Source organism: Salinibacillus xinjiangensis, from assembly GCF_009649735.1.
Classification (GTDB): Bacteria; Bacillota; Bacilli; order Bacillales; family Alkalibacillaceae; genus Salinibacillus; species Salinibacillus xinjiangensis.
In genome coordinates this window covers 1-17,008 of record NZ_WJNH01000014.1, presented here as the reverse complement: position 1 = coordinate 17,008, position 17,008 = coordinate 1, and the positions used below count along the sequence as shown (strand labels likewise).

Below are 17,008 nucleotides of genomic sequence, written 5' to 3'. Positions count from 1 at the left end.
ATATTTTATCACATCGAGCAAGATTACGTCATAAGAATAAAATGTTAATTCTTTTTTAAACATTAGCATTTCCTAACTGCATAATATGTATTAATTGAATTTTAAGATAATTAGCTATTGACATATTTGCGAATACCTTGCATAATACTAAAAACAATATGAATCGGCTATGAACAGGCCAGTAGATAATGAATCGGGTGAAAGAGATTGGAACTCATCGGCTGAAAGGTTCCATCACTTCGGCATTATTGAAACCTACCTGGGAGCTATCAGGGTGTTCAACCTGATCGCCAACCGTGCGTTATCGGGTCTAGAGAGGACTTTATACGACTCAGAGAATTGCCTCTGGGTGTTTAATGTCAATACAAGGTGGTACCGCGGGATAACCCATTCCGTCCTTATGCTCATTGCATGAGGCGGAATGGGTTTTTATGTTGGATATAATTTGGTTTTGATAAAAAATGAAAACAGGAGGCAAGTGACATGTTTAAGAAAGTAGCCTTTATTGGTGCTGGGTCCATGGCTGAGGCCATTATTACAGGCGTTATAGGGAAAGGGTTTTTACAGCCGAAGCAAATTTACGTAACCAATAAAGAAAATCAAGAGCGGTTAAGCAGGTTAAGGGATGTCTACAATGTTGTAACCTCATCCGACAAAAAAGAGGTTGTAAAGAATGCCGATATCGTGATTTTATCGATGAAACCTAAGGATGTGAAAGAAGGGATTGAATCTGTAAAAAACGAAATTAAGGAAAATCAGTTAGTCGTATCTGTATTGGCGGGAATTTCTACTGATTTTATAACGGCAGAATTAGGGAAAAACGTACCTGTGATTCGAGCGATGCCAAATACATCTGCTACAATTGGCTTTTCGGCCACGGCGATTGCTGCTGGGGAATATGCCTATCCACAGCATGTTGAAGCCGCAAAGCAATTATTTACAAACATAGGAACGACAACCGTGGTAGACGAGGATGATCTCCACGCAGTAACAGGGATTTCTGGGAGTGGTCCTGCCTATATCTACTATCTTGTGGAAGCAATGGAAACGGCAGCAAAGCAAGCAGGGCTACAGGAAAAGGTTTCTAAAGAGCTGATTGTTCAGACCCTTGTAGGAGCAGCAGAAATGCTAAAAACAACTAATGAGCGACCTGAAGACTTACGTAAAAAAATTACAAGTCCTGGGGGCACTACACAAGCTGGGCTTGAAACGCTACAAAAATACAATTACCAAGAAGCGCTAATTGAATGCGTAAAAAGCGCCACAGAGCGTTCCCAAGAGCTTGGTCGTCCATACCAACGAAACCCATCCCTTTAACACTTTAGCGTAAGTGGGGTCTGTCCCCACACGCTTTAAAGTGTTAAAGCCCCCTTTTCAACTTGAGTAATATTTTGTATAATAGTTGATGTTTCTATTGGCTCCGTAGCTCAGGGGATAGAGCGTCGGTTTCCTAAACCGTGCGTCACAGGTTCGAATCCTGTCGGGGCCGTTTGTTTATGATTAAGCTTTCTAGCCCAACATTCACGCCCAAGAATGTTGGGCCTTTTTATTTTCCTCTATCATAAACCCTTTTTGCATGAAAACAAGAATACTATTTAGACTATTAATAGTGCTTATACGTACTACTAGGAGGAATTTTGATGATAAAAATGATTATAAGCGATTTAGATGGAACACTTTTAACTCATCATAAAGAAATCATAGAAAAAGACAAACAGGCTATTCGTAAAGCGATTGATTATGGGGTTGATGTTGGGATAGCTAGTGGTCGTATGGATGTTGAAATCAAAGAAGTTCTCGATATTATTGGCTACAAAGGTCATCGTATTAGCCAAAATGGTGCCTATGTATATTCCAATAATGGAGAAAGACTTATGGGGAAAATATTTTCCGCAGATATCGTAAGGGATGTATATCAATTTTTAACGGAAATAGACGATATTAAAGTTACCCTTTTTTCAGAAAATCAGGCCATTGTCCAAGATGAGTCGATGTTAAATGCTATTGATGACGCACGCTTGTTTTTCCCAATCATAGCGGATCCTCATATTTTAGAAAAGGTTAACAATGGACTTGAAATATCCAAAATATCCTTAAACGCAGAGAATGAAACGCTAAAACAGGTACAGAAGCAGCTTCAGCCATTTACAGAGCAAGTCGATACCTTTATTTCTGATCCACATTGCTTAGATATTATGCCGAAACATATTAATAAAGGAAATGGGGTTCAGGCTATTCTAGATTCGCTACATATTGAACCGAATGAGATTGCTTGTATTGGCGATTCATTTAATGATATCTCTATGTTTGACCTCACACCACATAGTTATGTCATGCCACAGGCTGAAGACAAAGTGAAACAACATGCCTCCCATGAAGTGAGACATGTTTATGAGGCTATCCATGATTTATTCAGTCAAGGACTCATTACGAATCAACATAAAGTAACAGATTGATTTATCGGGTCTAAATTGTATAACCATTCCTCTTTAGTGAAAACTTTATATGTAAGGAAGTTCGTGGAATAACACTCAAAGGGGAATGGACTATTGTTCCAAAAAAAGAAAAGTGATGTAGAAAGAGTAAAACCATTAATTGAGAGTAATTTTAAATCAACTCAAGATGTTAATTTTCAAACCTTGAATACAGGTAAAGAAAAAGCAGAAATCATTTATATTTCTACCATTGTCGATCAATCTCAAATTCATGATTTGTTTTATCGACCTTTTTTTGAGTATGCCAATCTAGAAAAGTTTGAAAGCTACGTTCAAAGTCTGCCTTACTATAAAAGCTTTGTAGATGAACAAGAAACCATTAAGGAAATGCTTCATGGTACAGTTGTACTGTTGATTCAAGATGAGGTACACCTAGTAGGGTTAAGGCATCAAGAAAACACAGCCGTATTAGATGCAAGTGTTGAAACCACAATTATTGGCCCGCAAAAAGCTTTAAGCGAAGATATTAATACCAATATCAATTTAATTCGTCATCGATATCATGAAAAGAGCTTAAAAATTGAGAATGCTCCCAATATAGGTAGTAAATCCAATATTGAGGTGGCCGTGGTTTATGATGCTGAAAAAGTGGATGCTAAGGTAGTGGAAGAAGTACAAAAGAAATTAGACAAAGCCAATCGTCCCATAGTTCAATCAGCGGGAGAGCTTCACCGCGCACTAACCAATAAGAAAAAACGACTATTTCCTACGATGCTAGTTACGGAGCGTCCGGATCGCATTGCATATAATCTGTCCCAAGGCAAGATTATTATCATGATTGAGGGCTTGCCGTTCGTGTTAATTGCTCCGACTGTCTTTTTTGATTTTATGAGTTCTATGGAGGATTTTTATCAGCCATATTGGGTGTCTAAGTTTTTGCTCTCACTTCGTTATCTTGGCTTAGGAATCAGTTTATTTCTACCATCTGCTTATGTAGGGGTAACGTCTTATAATCCAGAGGTTCTGCGGATTCAATTAGCTTTTTCCATTGCTGGGAGCCGAGTACCAGTTCCGTATCCTTCCTATCTAGAGGTTCTGTTCATGTTACTCATGATGGAAATGCTTACCGAGGCATCTATTCGTTTACCTAAAACGATAGGTTCTACGGCTACAACTGTTGGTGGGTTGATATTAGGACAAGCAGCAACAGAAGCGGGATTAGTATCGAATATTATGATTATCATTGTGGCGGCAGTTGCCATTTCCAATTTTATTATCCCAATTAACGAAATGAGCTTTGCGATGAGAGTGATGAAGTATATTTTGTTAGCTCTCACAACGTTTACGGGGCTAATTGGACTTGTCATTGGAACGATAGCTCTCATTTATTATTTGGTGTCATTAGACAGTGTTGGACATCCTTATCTAAAACTATTTTATGGAGAAAGCAAACAACAATCGTAAGGGAGGAGGAAGTAGGGTGAGCCGCTATTTCTACTACTTAGTTGTTCTCTATATGCTGGCGAATGTTGTTGCCCTTGTTCCTCGTATCCTCATTCAAGACCGCTTAAATGGGACTGTAATGGCACTGGTCATAGCTATTGTACTGACGATGTTCTATTTCTATATTTTCACCAATTCTATGTTAAAGTTTCCTGGTAAAGGGCAACCAGAAATTGTCCTTACCTATACTCCTAAGTGGTTTGCCTTTACCTATCTATTTTTCGTGGCGATCTTGTATTTTTGCTCTGCTTGGTTTATTCTCGTGTCCTTTATTGATATTACCAATATTTTTATAAATCCAGAGATGCCCTCATTTTTAATCGGTGCTGTTTTTCTTGCTCTAGTAAGTTTTGGAGCCTTAATGAAAACAGAAAAAACCTTATATGCACTAGAGATCGTTCTACTAATCAGTCTTCCGCTTATTATAGCGATATTCTTTAAAGCCTATTTTAATCAATTATTAAGTTGGGATGCCATAAAAGTTGTTTTTATACATTCTTTTGAGAAGCCTTCTATTAGTACAATCGGTGCTGCATCCTATTCAATGATTGGCTTTTATTTTATCTCCATTTATAACCGTGTACTAAAGCCAAAAGTAAATAAACTCAAGCTTATTCCATTTTTACTGCTTGGAATCTTAGCAACGGTCAATATTTTTACATCTTTTTTAATTCCGATTGGTTTTAATGGGGTGGATGGTTCAGAAAACTATATTTATCCTTGGTTTTCGACTGCAGATTCCATTCGAATGGAATTTGGATTTATTGAGCGAGTATTATTTATTTTTCTTCTCCTTTATATTGGAATTTCAATAAGTACAGCAACGATTACTTGCCACGTAGGAGTGGAAACCTTAAAAAGCATTTTACCGAAGAAAAAGTGGAAGGGAATCGCCATGGTTCCAAGTATGATCTTATTGGTTTTCTCCGTATTTACAATATCTAGTCCATATTTATTTAGTCAGGTACACATTTTTGATTTCTCAAAGTTTTATTTTAGCTTGTTATTATTGGTAGGCGCCATCTCCTGTAGTGTGCTGCTTTATGCGGTTAGGAGGTCAAAAAGTAAATGAAGACCCTCTTTCAAACATGCATGTTGATATGTACATTAGTAGTCCTGTCTAGCTGCGGCTTTAAGGATATAGATAAGCGTTCCTTTGTCGTTAGCATGGGAATTGATCAATCACAGGAAAATGAGAAAAATTATGAGGTCATTTTGAAAATTGCTTTTCCTAGCTCTGAAGCAAATGAACAAGGAAAAAACTTTCAATTAGCTACGGAAACAGGGCGTACCATTGCAGAGGCTGTAAGTCGAATAAAAGCCAAAACAAGCAATGAGTTAGATTTTGGGCATATGAAAATAATTGTGTTGGGTGAGAAAATTTTAGAAAGAGATATTGGCCAAACCATGGACTGGTTTACGAGAAGACGTGATATTCAGCAAATTGCTTTTATAGGCGTAGGAAAGCCAACAGCTAGAGAAGTGTTGGCACATGAGCCAAAGGGAGAACGATTACCTTCAAACGAATTATTTTTATTTTTTGGTGAAACGGGAACTGAATCTCCCTATGTTACAACCAATTATCTCTTTCACTTTCGCCGTAACTTAGAGGAAAGAGGCATTGATGGGTATTTACCTATTATTGAAGTCAAAGATGATATTTTTTCAATTATGACTATGTGTTTAGTTAAGAAAGGTGAAAAGCCACTTCCCTTAAAGGATGATGAAACCGAGTTGTTTAATTTGTTAAACAGGGGATATGACAAAGTGAGCATTAAGATTCAGGGAGTGAAGCAGCATTTTATTCTATCTATTGATCAATTGAGCAGTAGCTACCAAATCCTATCGACAGATTCTCAAAAACCAGTTATTAAATATAAAGTAAATATAAAGGGTAATATAGAAGAATCAATGGTAGAAATTAAAGAAGAGAAGATGGATCAATACAATCAATTGGTTGAACAAGTAGTAAAAAAGCGAACGGAAGCTTTATTTAAAAAGCTGCAGGATTCACACTATGACCCCCTCGGGTTTGGACTAAGATATAGAGCCAATCATAGTGGAGATGAAAATGTAAAGGTAAAAGAATGGCAAAACATTTATGACCAAATTCGATTTGATGTTAACGTGAAGGCAAATATAACAGGCACAGGTGTAATTGAATAAAATGTTTAGGCTATGACATACACATAAGCAACCCTCTCTGCATTGAATGTAAAGGAAGCGACCTTTGCTTTTAAGAGAGGGTGAATGGCGTGCTTGAACAATTGATGAATGTTGAGTTTACTGGATATGTCGCTCTTACCTTTCTCCTTTATGCAATTCGCCGAGCCAGTAGAGTAAGTAATCGTTATATCCCATTGGTAGCTGTTGTGTTAGGAATTGGATTTGCCGCTTTTAAACTAAAAGGACTTAATTTTGATGTACTAATGCAGGGGTTGAAATACGCCTTATACAGTGTGGGTACACTTGCAGGTGTTAAGTATTCACGAGAGGGAAGAAATAAATCTGGAAAAAGCCAGTTAATGAGTGAAATTAAACTACTAGTTGATACAATCAGAGGAAAAGGACGAAAAAAGAAATCAAATGGCAATAATCAAAACAATGTGGAGCCACAGGATCCAAATCCTAATGAAACCAACTCCAATCAAAACGGAAATAGTAATGGTAGTCAAAATAACGAGGAAAACCCTTCAAATAAGTCAAACAACCAAGATAGAGAGCTTCCAGTAAGTGGAGAGGCAGACATATAGTTCTGCCTCTTTTTTTGAGTCTATAGTTAATCATATAGCTACTTTAAATTTGTTCTATTTTTAGGTAAAATAGTAATTAACCAAATATTATAAATTTTAATAAAAATAGTGATTGTTGCATAAGTTTGTAGTACCATACAGGTACACAAATGTTGAAAACGATTACAAATAAGGGGTGGGGAAATATGCATATGAAACCTATAGCAGCTAGAGAAGGAAACCATAATTTAAAAGACTATGAACAAGTGTATAAGAATTTTGACTGGAAAGAAATAAACAACCAATTTAGCTGGGATACGACAGGGAAGGTTAACATTGCTTATGAGGCCGTTGACAGACATGCGGAGGATCCTAATAAAAAGGATAAGGTTGCCCTCTTGTATTCTTCACCAGATCGTGAAGAAAGCTTAACCTTTGCACAGTTAAAGGAAAAGAGTAATCAGTTTGCAAACGTTTTGAAAAAGCATAATGTAGAAAAGGGAGATCGCGTATTTCTTTTTATGCCAAGAAGTCCGGAATTTTATATGAGTTTCCTTGGTATTTTAAAGGTTGGTGCCATTGCAGGCCCACTATTTGAGGCCTTTATGGAGCAGGCAGTTCATGATCGTCTAGAAGATAGTGAAGCCAAAATGTTAGTTACAACACCTGAATTGTTAGATCGAGTACCTCAAGATAAACTCCCGCATTTAAAACAAATTGTTCTGGTCGGCGGAATGCGTGAAGGGAACCAGTACATCGATTTCGAACAAGAAATGAAACAAGCTTCAGATGAATTGGAAATCGAATGGGTAGATTTAGAGGATGGAATGGTCATTCACTATACATCAGGTTCTACAGGGAAGCCTAAAGGGGTTTATCATGTCCATAATGCAATGATTCAGCAGTATGCTACAGGTCGCTGGGTATTAGACTTGAAAGAGGATGATGTATATTGGTGTACAGCAGACCCAGGCTGGGTAACTGGTACAAGTTATGGGATATTTGCTCCTTGGTTAAACGGAGTAACCAATGTCATTCGTGGTGGACGATTTACACCTGAGGATTGGTATGGAACTCTTGAAAAATATAAAGTGACCGTTTGGTATTCTGCTCCTACTGCCTTCCGTAAACTACTAAGTGCAGGTAGTGAGGTAGCAAATAAATTTGACCTATCTTCATTGCGCCATATTCTAAGTGTTGGGGAGCCGTTAAATCCTGAGGTTGTGCATTGGGGATTAGAGGCATTTGATAAGCGAATTCATGATAACTGGTGGATGACTGAAACAGGTGCGCAGTTGATCAGTAATTTCCCTAGTCTACCTATTAAACCCGGTTCAATGGGTAAACCAATTCCAGGAGTGGAAGCAGCAATTGTAGATAATGAAGGGAATGTGCTACCACCAAAACAAATGGGGAACCTTGCCATTAAAAAGGGTTGGCCATCTATGATGCGTCAAATTTGGAAGCGTCCTGAAAAATATGAAAGCTATTTTATTAATGGTTGGTATGTATCAGGAGACAGTGCCTATATGGATGAGGATGGCTACTTCTGGTTCCAAGGACGTTTAGACGATGTGATTAACACATCTGGTGAACGTGTAGGGCCATTTGAGGTTGAAAGTAAACTAATTGAGCATCCTGCCGTTGCGGAAGCAGGAGTTATTGGAAAGCCAGATCCAGAGCGTGGGGAAATTATTAAAGCATTTATTACCCTTCGTGAAGGCTACTCGCAATCAGATGAATTACTTGAGGAAATTCGTCTATTTGTGAAAAAGGGACTAAGTGCACATGCTGCACCTAGAGAAATTGAAATTAAGGATACGATTCCAAAAACACGAAGCGGAAAGATCATGCGTCGTTTACTAAAATCCTGGGAGCTTGGCCTTCCTACAGGGGATACATCTACTTTAGAAGAATAAATTGAGAAATGGGGATAGGGTTCCAACTCGGACCTACCCCTTTTTCTTGCACTTTAAGAAAGTCTAAGATTAGTCGGATTAAAGTATAAGAAAAGACATCGAATTTCGCCATTTATGGCGAAATTCGTGTTTTTCTAATAAAAATCTCCGAAAGATTCAATTGGTTGTATCCTTATAACTGTTCGTTTAATCTAGTGAATAGTAAAACTTTTAAGGTGGGTGGAACCATTTTGAATCAACAACTGCAATCATTTCAGAGAATATCTCTAGAAACACTACAATGGTTTATTTTTCTATTAGCAAGTTCAGTAGCCATTCCGATTGTTATCGGATCTGTTTATGAACTATCATTCATAGAGATATCAGGTTTAATGCAACGAACCTTTTTTGTAGTCGGTTTAGCATGTTTTTTACAAGGGTTAATGGGACACCGCTTACCGATAGCAGATGGACCAGCTGGTATTTGGATAAGTACATTTACAATCTATGCTATAACAGCTCTTCAACATGGGAGTAGTTTACGAGAAACTTTACAAGTGCTAGAAACAGCTATGCTATTAACAGGATTATTTTTGGTTATATTCGGTGTATTTCGTTTATCGCAAAAATTGATTACCATTTTCACCCCACTTGTTACTGGTGCCTTTTTATTTATGCTTACCATTCAATTAAGTGGTACTTTTTTAGAGGGAATGCTCGGGATGAGTGGCGATGAAAATGTAGCCCAGCTAGATGCGGCTTTTATCGCTTTTTTTGTCTTTTTCTTTGTATTAGGATTTTCAACCTTTTGGAGGGGACCACTGAAAAACTACGCAGTTTTAATTGGGATTGGTATCGGTTGGATTTTGGACTGGATCATTCGTGGCCGTGAAACGGTTGAACAGTCGATGCCTCTTGTACAATTTCCTGAAATTTTTGCATGGGGTTTACCAAAATGGGATATAGGGACTCTTCCTATCGCCTTTTTTATTGCCATTATTTTATTGTCTAACATCGTTGCTTCTTTAGGAGCGGCAGGGTATGTATTGAAAGGCGAACCGTCATTTCGTCCGCAGCAGATGAATAAAGGAAGCTATACACTAGGTATAAATCATGGTTTATCTGCTTTATTTTCAAGTGTAGCCGTCGTAACCTTAGCGTCATCTTCTGGTTTTATGGAGTTAACCGGCCAAAGAAGAAAGTCACCGTTTATGTTTGCGTCCTTGCTACTTGTTTTTGTATCGTTATTTCCACCAATAGTAAGCTTTGTATCGATGATTCCTTCTCCTGTGGCTAATGCGGCCTTATTGGCAACCTTTGTGCAATTGATGGGAATTGGTTTAGGAAACATTACGAGTCAAACCTTAGATCAACGAAAAATGACTATTTTAGGAATCACCTTTTTACTTGGGATTGGGTTAATGTTTATGCCATCAGAAACCTTTCAAGGGATGCCAAGCATTATTCAGAATGTAGTTGGAAATGGCTTGTTAATGGGTACGATTTTGATTATTTTGCTAGAACAACTTTGGAAGGAAGATCAAGCGAAAGATGGAAAGTATAAATAGAAACACTTCTTACATAGGGGGATTGTTTCATGATTGTTGTAGAAGGCAAAAATGACTTTTGTATGATTGAACAACATGAGCATGGTAAGATTTCCGGGGCAATAGCTAATCACCTTAAAGCAGGCAACTTTTTAGGGAAAAAACTACGAACGGAAGTAGAATTTGCCATTACCAATCATGATTATGCTTGGTTTGATATCGATAAAAAGCCATTGTGGAATAAGGAAACGGGTAAGCCGTATTCCTTTATGGATTACCCTTTAGAGGATAAGGTGAAAAGTTATCAAAAGGGAATTAATGATATTCAACAAACATCAGTCTACGCTGCCTATTTATGTAGTAAGCATTACACATTCTTCTTTTCAGCAGATTCGACAGATATATATACAAAGTCATTTATTTCCCAGGAAATCGACAGAAGAAATGAGATTGCAAGTCGAAATCAGGCGGTTCAAGATGCTCATACGGTTGATTTTCATTTTAAGCTACTTCAATTTTGTGATGATTTATCATTGTATTTGTGTATGAATAAACCTGGAGCTACAAAGGAAGAGGAAATTGCGTGGTTTCGGGATGGCTTTAGGCAAAAATTTAATTTTGCAGAGGATGGAATGCATGCTCATTGGGAAAATGAATATGTGGTGGTTGTTTCTCCTTTTCCGTTCACAACCTCATTTGAAGTAGATATTCCATATAAACGACTTTCCAAGGATAAAGTGATGGGGAAGGGTTTAGAAAAGGCTTATAAAGAAACAAAACAGGAACTTTTGAACATACAAATACAACCAAAATAAACGCCCCTTTGCTGTGTTATAAAGGGGCGTCTCTCTTCTATCTTTTCACAACGTTAAATTGGTTATCTAGTAAGACCCAGTTCTGTGGAAACGCAAGCCCTAATTTCCAATAACTAATCCCTCGTAAATTTAATTCCTTTACCAAGTCAAATTTTGCTTGAATAGACCTGGCATCTTCAAACCAAACCTCATGTCGATTCCCTTCTTGGTCATTATAAAAATAAAAAGGCGCCTGTGCTTCTTCATCGAATTGAATTTCTGTATTATTTTCCCTAGCTCGCTGAATGGCAGCTTGTGGACTTAAGGCCTCAGCGTAGTCTCCACCAGGCTCATATGGCAGTGTCCAATCATAACCATATAAATTCTGCCCGAGAAAGATTTTTTCAGAAGGCATAACCGACAAAGCGTATTCTACTACATCTCTTACTGGTCCAATTGGTGAAACAGCCATGGCGGGTCCTCCACTGTAGCCCCACTCATATGTCATCAGAACCACAAAATCGACTATTTCCCCATGAGCGGCGTAATCATGTGCTGTATACCAGGCACCTTCCTGTTCAGCTGATGTTTTTGGAGCCAGTGCAGTTGATAAAAGTAATCCAGCTTCAGATAATCTTTGTTTTGCCTTCCTCAAGAAATTGTTGTAGTCCTCTCTGACCTCAGGTGGTAAAAATTCAAAATCGAAATGAATGTCCCCGAAACCAACGTTATTGGCTGTTTCAATTACATTGCTTAAAAATTGATCTTGAAAATTTTCGTCAGTGACAATGATCCTTCCTAATTCGTCGCTAAATTCCCCTTCCTCTAAATTAGTTAAAACCATCATTAACAAGGCCCCATTATCAGAAGCAATTTGAGGAAATTGGTTAAGTGGAGGAGGAACTAATGTACCGTCACGATTAATTTGATAACTAAATGGGGCTAAATAGGTTAAGTATTGTGCCTTTGACCTGGCTGATTGTTCTAATTCTGGACTTACTTCACCACCAGTTGGTTCCACGTAGGCATTAAACTCCTTACTTACTTTAGGTTGCTGTGGAAGTGTAATGGTTTGACCTATTTGGAGAGTTCCATCCAAAGGAATTTGATTGGCTTCAGCCAGCTGCTGATATGGAATATTAAACTTTTGACCAATCACATATAACGATTCCCCAGGCTGAACCCTATACTGATTAGATGGAATAACGAGTGCCTGCCCAACAACGAGCTGACTAGGCTGGTCAAGTTCATTTAAATTAATAATTTGATCCATTGGAACTTGAAAGCGCTGGGCAATATCAAACAATGATTCCCCTGCTTTAACTACATAAATAATCAATAAGATGACATCCTTTCTTTTCCATAGTTTGCTCTCTTACATATTTATGGCAATAAAATAGAAGTATTCTATGGCCAAGCTTGATTAAATCTCTTTTTTCGTTTGGAAATGTGTTAAAATACACACACTGATGAAAAAAAGAAGTGATTGAATGACACATGAAAAATATATGAAAATGGCCATTGAAGAGGCGAAAAAGGCTGAATCAATACACGAAGTACCAATAGGCGCCGTAATCGTAAAAAATGACGAGATTATTGGAAAAGCGTATAATGTACGAGAAAGCTCACAAAAGGCAAAAGCTCATGCGGAATTTTTGGCTATAGAACAAGCAAATGAGCATCTAAATAGCTGGAGACTAGAAGAGTGTATTTTATATGTGACGCTTGAACCTTGCCCGATGTGTGCAGGTGCAATCATGCAGGCTCGTATCCCAACTGTTGTGTTTGGGGCCTATGATCCGAAAGCCGGAAGTTGTGGCTCGTTACTAAATTTGGTTCAGGATTCTCGTTTTAATCATTATGTTGACCTTGTTCCAGGTGTATTGGAAGAGGAGTGTGGCAACTTGTTGAGTGATTTTTTTCGGCGTTTAAGAGACCAAAAACGAAAGTCTTGAAAAAATTGGAAGTAACAAACCATTGCATTTTTGTTCTAAAGTAGCTATACTAAGTAGTGCACATTCGTTGTGCACATCATAATTGTTAACAGATTTGCCGTGCTAGGTGGGGAGGTAGCGGTGCCTTGTCACTCGCAATCCGCTATAGCGAGGCTGAATCCCTATCCGAGGTGGACATTTTTAAGGTCTGCCGCAAGTGAATAGTGTTGACACCTGGGTCCTGCGCAACGGGAACCCGTGAACCCTGTCAGGTCCGGAAGGAAGCAGCAGTAAGCGGTCATTCCTGTGTGCCGCGGGATAGCCTGGGTCGAGCTATGAGCTTGCGTAACGCTTAGGAATGTTTCATCGACGATAGGTGCACGGCGTTACATAATAAGACAACTCATCCAATTTAGGGTGAGTTTTTTTATTGTCTAATCCGATTAGTAAGTGTTGAATAGAGAAAAAGTTAAACAAAACGAATATAGTTTTTGAATGGTGGATTTCTATCGGTTATAATGAAAGAAGGAAACCGCAGGAGGAGAACGTGGATATGAGCTATCAAGCATTGTACAGGGTATGGCGACCGAAAACATTTGAAGATGTAGTCGGACAATCTCATATAACAAGAACGTTACAAAATGCTATTTATAAAGAAAAGTTTTCGCATGCCTATTTATTCTCTGGTCCAAGAGGAACAGGGAAAACGAGTGCAGCTAAAATTTTTGCTAAAGCCGTAAACTGCGAACGTTCTCCAGTTAAAGAACCATGCGGTGAATGCTCAGCATGTCGTGGAATCCAAGATGGAACCATTTCAGATGTTATTGAAATTGATGCCGCATCAAATAATGGTGTCGATGATATCCGAGATATACGGGATAAAGTGAAATATGCACCAAGTTCCATTAAGTATAAGGTTTATATTGTGGATGAGGTTCACATGCTATCAACAGGAGCTTTTAATGCATTGTTAAAAACGTTAGAAGAACCCCCGCAGCATGTAATTTTTATTCTGGCTACTACTGAGCCTCATAAAATACCGCTCACAATTATATCACGTTGCCAGCGCTTTGATTTTAAACGCATATCTCAAGCGGCAATTGTCGATCGATTACAAAACATTATGGACGCTGAGAATGTAGAAGTAGATAAAGAAGCCTTGCAAACCGTAGCTCTTGCCGCTGAAGGTGGAATGAGAGATGCGTTAAGTCTTCTCGATCAAGCTATTTCATACAGTGAAGAAAATCATGTTACAACCCAGGATGTACTTGCCGTAACGGGGTCTGTGTCTCAAAGTAAACTAGGAGAGGTTTTAGAGTCCCTTTTTGAGAAAAATGTTAAAAGTGCACTTCAATTAATTGATGAATTTCTGGAAGAAGGAAAGGATTCAGGTCGACTCGTTTTTGATTTGATTTACTATTTGAGAGACCTATTGTTGTATCAGTCATCCAATGAAATGGGTGAGTTTTTGGAAAGAGCCATTCCGGATGAACGTTTTAAAAAGCTAACAGAAAGCTGTGACTCAGAGTGGGTACAATCTGCCATTAGGCAACTGAATGAATGCCAACAGGAAATGCGCTGGACGAATAGCCCAAAGGTGTTTATTGAAATTGCAATGTTAAATATTGCGGATACGAAAAGCGAAAGTAAACCAGCTGCACAAATCACGCCACAAGTCACTCAAAAACTCGAACAGCTTGAGAAAGAACTGAAGGCTTTAAAACAGTCAGGAGTTTCTCAGCCGGCTGATCAAAAGAAGGCAGAGACACGGTCACCTAGACGATCTAGTAATGGACGGAAATATCGAATACCATTTGAAAGGATTCGTAATGTGTTGGATCAAGCATCCAAAACGGAATTGAAAAATATTGCGAATCATTGGGCTTCCTTTATGGATTCACTAAAGAAAGACAGCCCTCCTGCATATGCTAAGTTAATTAACAGTAAACCTAGGGCAGCTTCAGAAGAGGCGCTAGTGCTTTCATTTAAATATGAAATTCACTGCTCCCTCATGTTAGAAAATCAGGATGTTATTGAATCCCAACTATCTAGCTATCTTGGGAAACAAGTGACTATTATTCCGATTCCTGAAGAGGATTGGAAGGGGCTTAGAGAGGAGTACGTGAAGAAACAACGTCAACAGGATGACACTGAGGGTGAGTCCTCGCAAAATCAGGACGAAGATGATCCTTTGATTACAGAGGCGAGAAAACTAGTTGGCGATGACTTATTAGAAATACAAGATAATTAAGGAGGAATCACAATGCGTGGTGGAATGGGTAATATGAATAATATGATGAAACAAATGCAAAAGATGCAAAAAAAGATGATGCAGGCTCAAGAGGAACTACATGAAAGAAGTTTTGAAGCAACCTCTGGTGGAGGAATGGTTAAAGTTGTAGCGAATGGAAAGAAGGAAATTGTAGACATTGAAATTAAAGAAGAAGCAGTTGACCCTGATGATGTAGAAATGCTACAAGATTTAGTGTTAGCCGCTGTAAATGATGTAATTAAACAAGTGGAAGATGAAACAAATCAAACCATGGGACAATTCACTAAAGGTATGAACATCCCAGGATTCTAGGGGGATTTTTCGTGTACTATCCTGAACCTATATCAAAATTAATCGATAGCTTTACAAAATTGCCAGGAATAGGGCCAAAAACGGCGGTACGCCTGGCCTTTTTTGTTTTAAATATGAAGGAAGACGATGTTTTGGACTTTGCGAAATCTCTCGCCAATGCTAAAAGAGAGTTAACACACTGCTCCATCTGTGGCCACATTACAGACCAAGATCCATGCGCAATTTGCCAGGATGAGCATAGAGATGAATCAGTTATTTGTGTAGTCCAAGATCCTAAAGATGTGATTGCAATGGAAAAGATGAAGGACTTCACTGGAAAATATCACGTCCTTCATGGAGCTATTTCTCCAATGGATGGTATTGGACCTGAAGATATTAATGTAGCTTCGTTAATCAACCGTTTAAAGGATGAAAATGTCCAGGAACTAATATTAGCAACCAACCCTAATATAGAAGGGGAAGCTACAGCTATGTATATTTCTAGACTTGTAAAACCAGCGGGGATTAAAATTACACGTATTGCGCATGGTCTCCCGGTTGGTGGAGATCTTGAATATGCAGATGAAGTAACCTTATCAAAGGCATTAGAAGGTAGAAGAGAACTGTGAGGTGGTGATTGGAATGTTTCGCAAAAAAAGAGTGAAGAAAAAGGAATTGGATAAAGAGCTAATCTATAAAATTGGCGTTTTAAAGAATGAATGGAATACGATGAGTGATTTATTGAAGAATCGTATTGACTTAAGTGATCAGGCAGATGTTGAACAATCCTGTTTAAAAGGAAAATATTTTTTTCTATTAAAAGAAGCGAGGTATCGTCAGGTTAAAGGAATGCACTAATAGTTCTAAATCTACTTTCGCTGTCATAATATGAAACTAGTAGGACAAGCGAAAGGGGTTATGGATGTGAATTCGTATATAATTATAGGCGTTATTCTGGCAGTTATTTTGCTTATTTTAATAAAAGGGTTGCCTATGCGGGGTCTTCAATATCTATCACAGGGGATTGTCAAAGTATTAATAGGAGCTCTTATACTTTTCTTTATCAACATATTTGGAGCTAACTTCGGGCTGCACATTCCAATTAATTTATTCACTACCGTAATATCTGGGTTCTTAGGCATACCAGGTGTTGCTTCATTATTTGCAATCCATTTCATATTACTTCCATAAATTGGGCTGCTTTAAAGTAGCCCAATTGTATTGCAAAAGTAAATGTACCATGATATATTTATTTGGCTGTTGAAAACGCAGTGTTTCACACAGCAAATAAATAAATGTTTTATCCAGTAATTGGTTGTTGAAAATAATATACAGCCATGATAAGATGGTTTTTGTCGCTATCAAAAGCGATGCGCAAACAAACAAATTTTTAAAAAAGTCATTGACTTCCAAATGATAATTTGTTATATTAATAAAGTCGCTGTTTTGAGAGGCGACATCGTTCGAACCTTGAAAACTGAACAAACCAACCAGTACGTCAATTCGCTATTTTAATAGCAATTTGATTTAATTATGAGCTTTTTGGATTTTAAACATCCAATACTATTTTGGAGAGTTTGATCTTGGCTCAGGACGAACGCT

The 17,008-nt window shown here is 38.1% G+C and carries 16 protein-coding genes, 1 tRNA gene and 1 other RNA gene; 17 read left to right on the top strand and 1 reads right to left on the bottom strand.

What is annotated here, in order from left to right; translation table 11 throughout:
- Nucleotides 1–483 precede the first annotated feature (483 nt).
- The 10 genes from proC (at nucleotide 484) to GH754_RS16755 (ending at nucleotide 10,930) form a co-directional block, all read left to right on the top strand.
- On the top strand, nucleotides 484–1,317 hold the full coding sequence (gene proC, locus GH754_RS16800; RefSeq protein ID WP_153729821.1) for a pyrroline-5-carboxylate reductase: 834 nt from the start codon (nucleotides 484–486) through the stop codon (nucleotides 1,315–1,317).
- Nucleotides 1,318–1,416: 99 nt separating this feature from the next.
- A tRNA-Arg gene (locus GH754_RS16795) sits at nucleotides 1,417–1,489 on the top strand.
- A gap of 151 nt (nucleotides 1,490–1,640) precedes the next feature.
- Entirely contained in the window at nucleotides 1,641–2,456 is an 816-nt protein-coding gene (locus GH754_RS16790; RefSeq protein ID WP_153729820.1) for a Cof-type HAD-IIB family hydrolase, read from the top strand.
- A gap of 93 nt (nucleotides 2,457–2,549) precedes the next feature.
- Complete coding sequence (locus GH754_RS16785; protein WP_153729819.1) at nucleotides 2,550–3,899, top strand: spore germination protein; 1,350 nt, start codon at nucleotides 2,550–2,552, stop codon at nucleotides 3,897–3,899.
- Nucleotides 3,900–3,915: 16 nt separating this feature from the next.
- Nucleotides 3,916–5,010 (top strand): GerAB/ArcD/ProY family transporter, encoded by a 1,095-nt coding sequence (locus tag GH754_RS16780; protein ID WP_194841393.1) that lies wholly within the window; start codon nucleotides 3,916–3,918, stop codon nucleotides 5,008–5,010.
- Nucleotides 5,007–6,104, top strand: coding sequence for a Ger(x)C family spore germination protein (locus tag GH754_RS16775; protein WP_153729817.1), 1,098 nt, complete (start codon nucleotides 5,007–5,009; stop codon nucleotides 6,102–6,104). Before GH754_RS16780 ends, GH754_RS16775 begins: the two co-directional genes overlap by 4 nt.
- An 89-nt stretch (nucleotides 6,105–6,193) precedes the next feature.
- Nucleotides 6,194–6,691, top strand: coding sequence for a phage holin family protein (locus tag GH754_RS19505; RefSeq protein ID WP_194841392.1), 498 nt, complete (start codon nucleotides 6,194–6,196; stop codon nucleotides 6,689–6,691).
- A 185-nt stretch (nucleotides 6,692–6,876) separates the two neighbouring features.
- Complete coding sequence (gene acsA / locus GH754_RS16765) at nucleotides 6,877–8,589, top strand: acetate--CoA ligase (RefSeq protein WP_153729816.1); 1,713 nt, start codon at nucleotides 6,877–6,879, stop codon at nucleotides 8,587–8,589.
- Between the two features lie 230 nt (nucleotides 8,590–8,819).
- Nucleotides 8,820–10,136: a purine/pyrimidine permease gene (locus GH754_RS16760; RefSeq protein ID WP_228550294.1), complete on the top strand. Its 1,317-nt coding sequence runs from the start codon at nucleotides 8,820–8,822 to the stop codon at nucleotides 10,134–10,136.
- Nucleotides 10,137–10,165: 29 nt separating this feature from the next.
- On the top strand, nucleotides 10,166–10,930 hold the full coding sequence (locus tag GH754_RS16755; protein WP_153729815.1) for a DUF3891 family protein: 765 nt from the start codon (nucleotides 10,166–10,168) through the stop codon (nucleotides 10,928–10,930).
- A gap of 37 nt (nucleotides 10,931–10,967) precedes the next feature.
- Here the strand turns inward: GH754_RS16755 and GH754_RS16750 are convergent, their stop codons facing one another.
- A complete protein-coding gene (locus tag GH754_RS16750) occupies nucleotides 10,968–12,248 on the bottom strand; it encodes a LysM peptidoglycan-binding domain-containing protein (protein ID WP_153729814.1) in 1,281 nt (426 codons plus the stop codon).
- A 151-nt stretch (nucleotides 12,249–12,399) separates the two neighbouring features.
- Here GH754_RS16750 and tadA point away from each other — a divergent pair, with 151 nt between their 5' ends.
- The 7 genes from tadA (at nucleotide 12,400) to GH754_RS16715 (ending at nucleotide 16,597) form a co-directional block, all read left to right on the top strand.
- The gene (gene tadA, locus GH754_RS16745; RefSeq protein WP_153729813.1) at nucleotides 12,400–12,864 is read left to right on the top strand and encodes a tRNA adenosine(34) deaminase TadA; all 465 of its coding nucleotides are present in this window, start codon (nucleotides 12,400–12,402) and stop codon (nucleotides 12,862–12,864) included.
- A 97-nt stretch (nucleotides 12,865–12,961) separates the two neighbouring features.
- An RNA gene (gene ffs / locus GH754_RS16740) (signal recognition particle sRNA large type) lies at nucleotides 12,962–13,227 on the top strand.
- Nucleotides 13,228–13,396: 169 nt separating this feature from the next.
- Nucleotides 13,397–15,094, top strand: coding sequence for a DNA polymerase III subunit gamma/tau (dnaX, locus tag GH754_RS16735; RefSeq protein WP_153729812.1), 1,698 nt, complete (start codon nucleotides 13,397–13,399; stop codon nucleotides 15,092–15,094).
- 12 nt (nucleotides 15,095–15,106) lie between these two features.
- On the top strand, nucleotides 15,107–15,427 hold the full coding sequence (locus GH754_RS16730; protein ID WP_153729811.1) for a YbaB/EbfC family nucleoid-associated protein: 321 nt from the start codon (nucleotides 15,107–15,109) through the stop codon (nucleotides 15,425–15,427).
- A gap of 11 nt (nucleotides 15,428–15,438) precedes the next feature.
- Nucleotides 15,439–16,035, top strand: a complete 597-nt coding sequence (gene recR / locus GH754_RS16725) for a recombination mediator RecR (protein WP_323742079.1) — start codon at nucleotides 15,439–15,441, stop codon at nucleotides 16,033–16,035.
- A 13-nt stretch (nucleotides 16,036–16,048) separates the two neighbouring features.
- On the top strand, nucleotides 16,049–16,264 hold the full coding sequence (locus tag GH754_RS16720) for a YaaL family protein (protein ID WP_153729810.1): 216 nt from the start codon (nucleotides 16,049–16,051) through the stop codon (nucleotides 16,262–16,264).
- A 60-nt stretch (nucleotides 16,265–16,324) separates the two neighbouring features.
- A complete protein-coding gene (locus GH754_RS16715) occupies nucleotides 16,325–16,597 on the top strand; it encodes a pro-sigmaK processing inhibitor BofA family protein (RefSeq protein ID WP_153729867.1) in 273 nt (90 codons plus the stop codon).
- Nucleotides 16,598–17,008: the final 411 nt, after the last annotated feature.

Excerpts from the sequence above, each read along its gene's own strand:
- dnaX (WP_153729812.1), top strand. The coding sequence starts at position 13,397 with ATGAGCTATCAAGCATTGTACAGGGTATGGCGACCGAAAACATTTGAA.
- GH754_RS16715 (WP_153729867.1), top strand. The coding sequence starts at position 16,325 with ATGGATGTGAATTCGTATATAATTATAGGCGTTATTCTGGCAGTTATT.
- GH754_RS16790 (WP_153729820.1), top strand. The coding sequence starts at position 1,641 with ATGATAAAAATGATTATAAGCGATTTAGATGGAACACTTTTAACTCAT.
- tadA (WP_153729813.1), top strand. The coding sequence starts at position 12,400 with ATGACACATGAAAAATATATGAAAATGGCCATTGAAGAGGCGAAAAAG.
- GH754_RS16720 (WP_153729810.1), top strand. The coding sequence starts at position 16,049 with ATGTTTCGCAAAAAAAGAGTGAAGAAAAAGGAATTGGATAAAGAGCTA.
- GH754_RS16730 (WP_153729811.1), top strand. The coding sequence starts at position 15,107 with ATGCGTGGTGGAATGGGTAATATGAATAATATGATGAAACAAATGCAA.
- GH754_RS16775 (WP_153729817.1), top strand. The coding sequence starts at position 5,007 with ATGAAGACCCTCTTTCAAACATGCATGTTGATATGTACATTAGTAGTC.
- GH754_RS16755 (WP_153729815.1), top strand. The coding sequence starts at position 10,166 with ATGATTGTTGTAGAAGGCAAAAATGACTTTTGTATGATTGAACAACAT.
- proC (WP_153729821.1), top strand. The coding sequence starts at position 484 with ATGTTTAAGAAAGTAGCCTTTATTGGTGCTGGGTCCATGGCTGAGGCC.
- acsA (WP_153729816.1), top strand. The coding sequence starts at position 6,877 with ATGCATATGAAACCTATAGCAGCTAGAGAAGGAAACCATAATTTAAAA.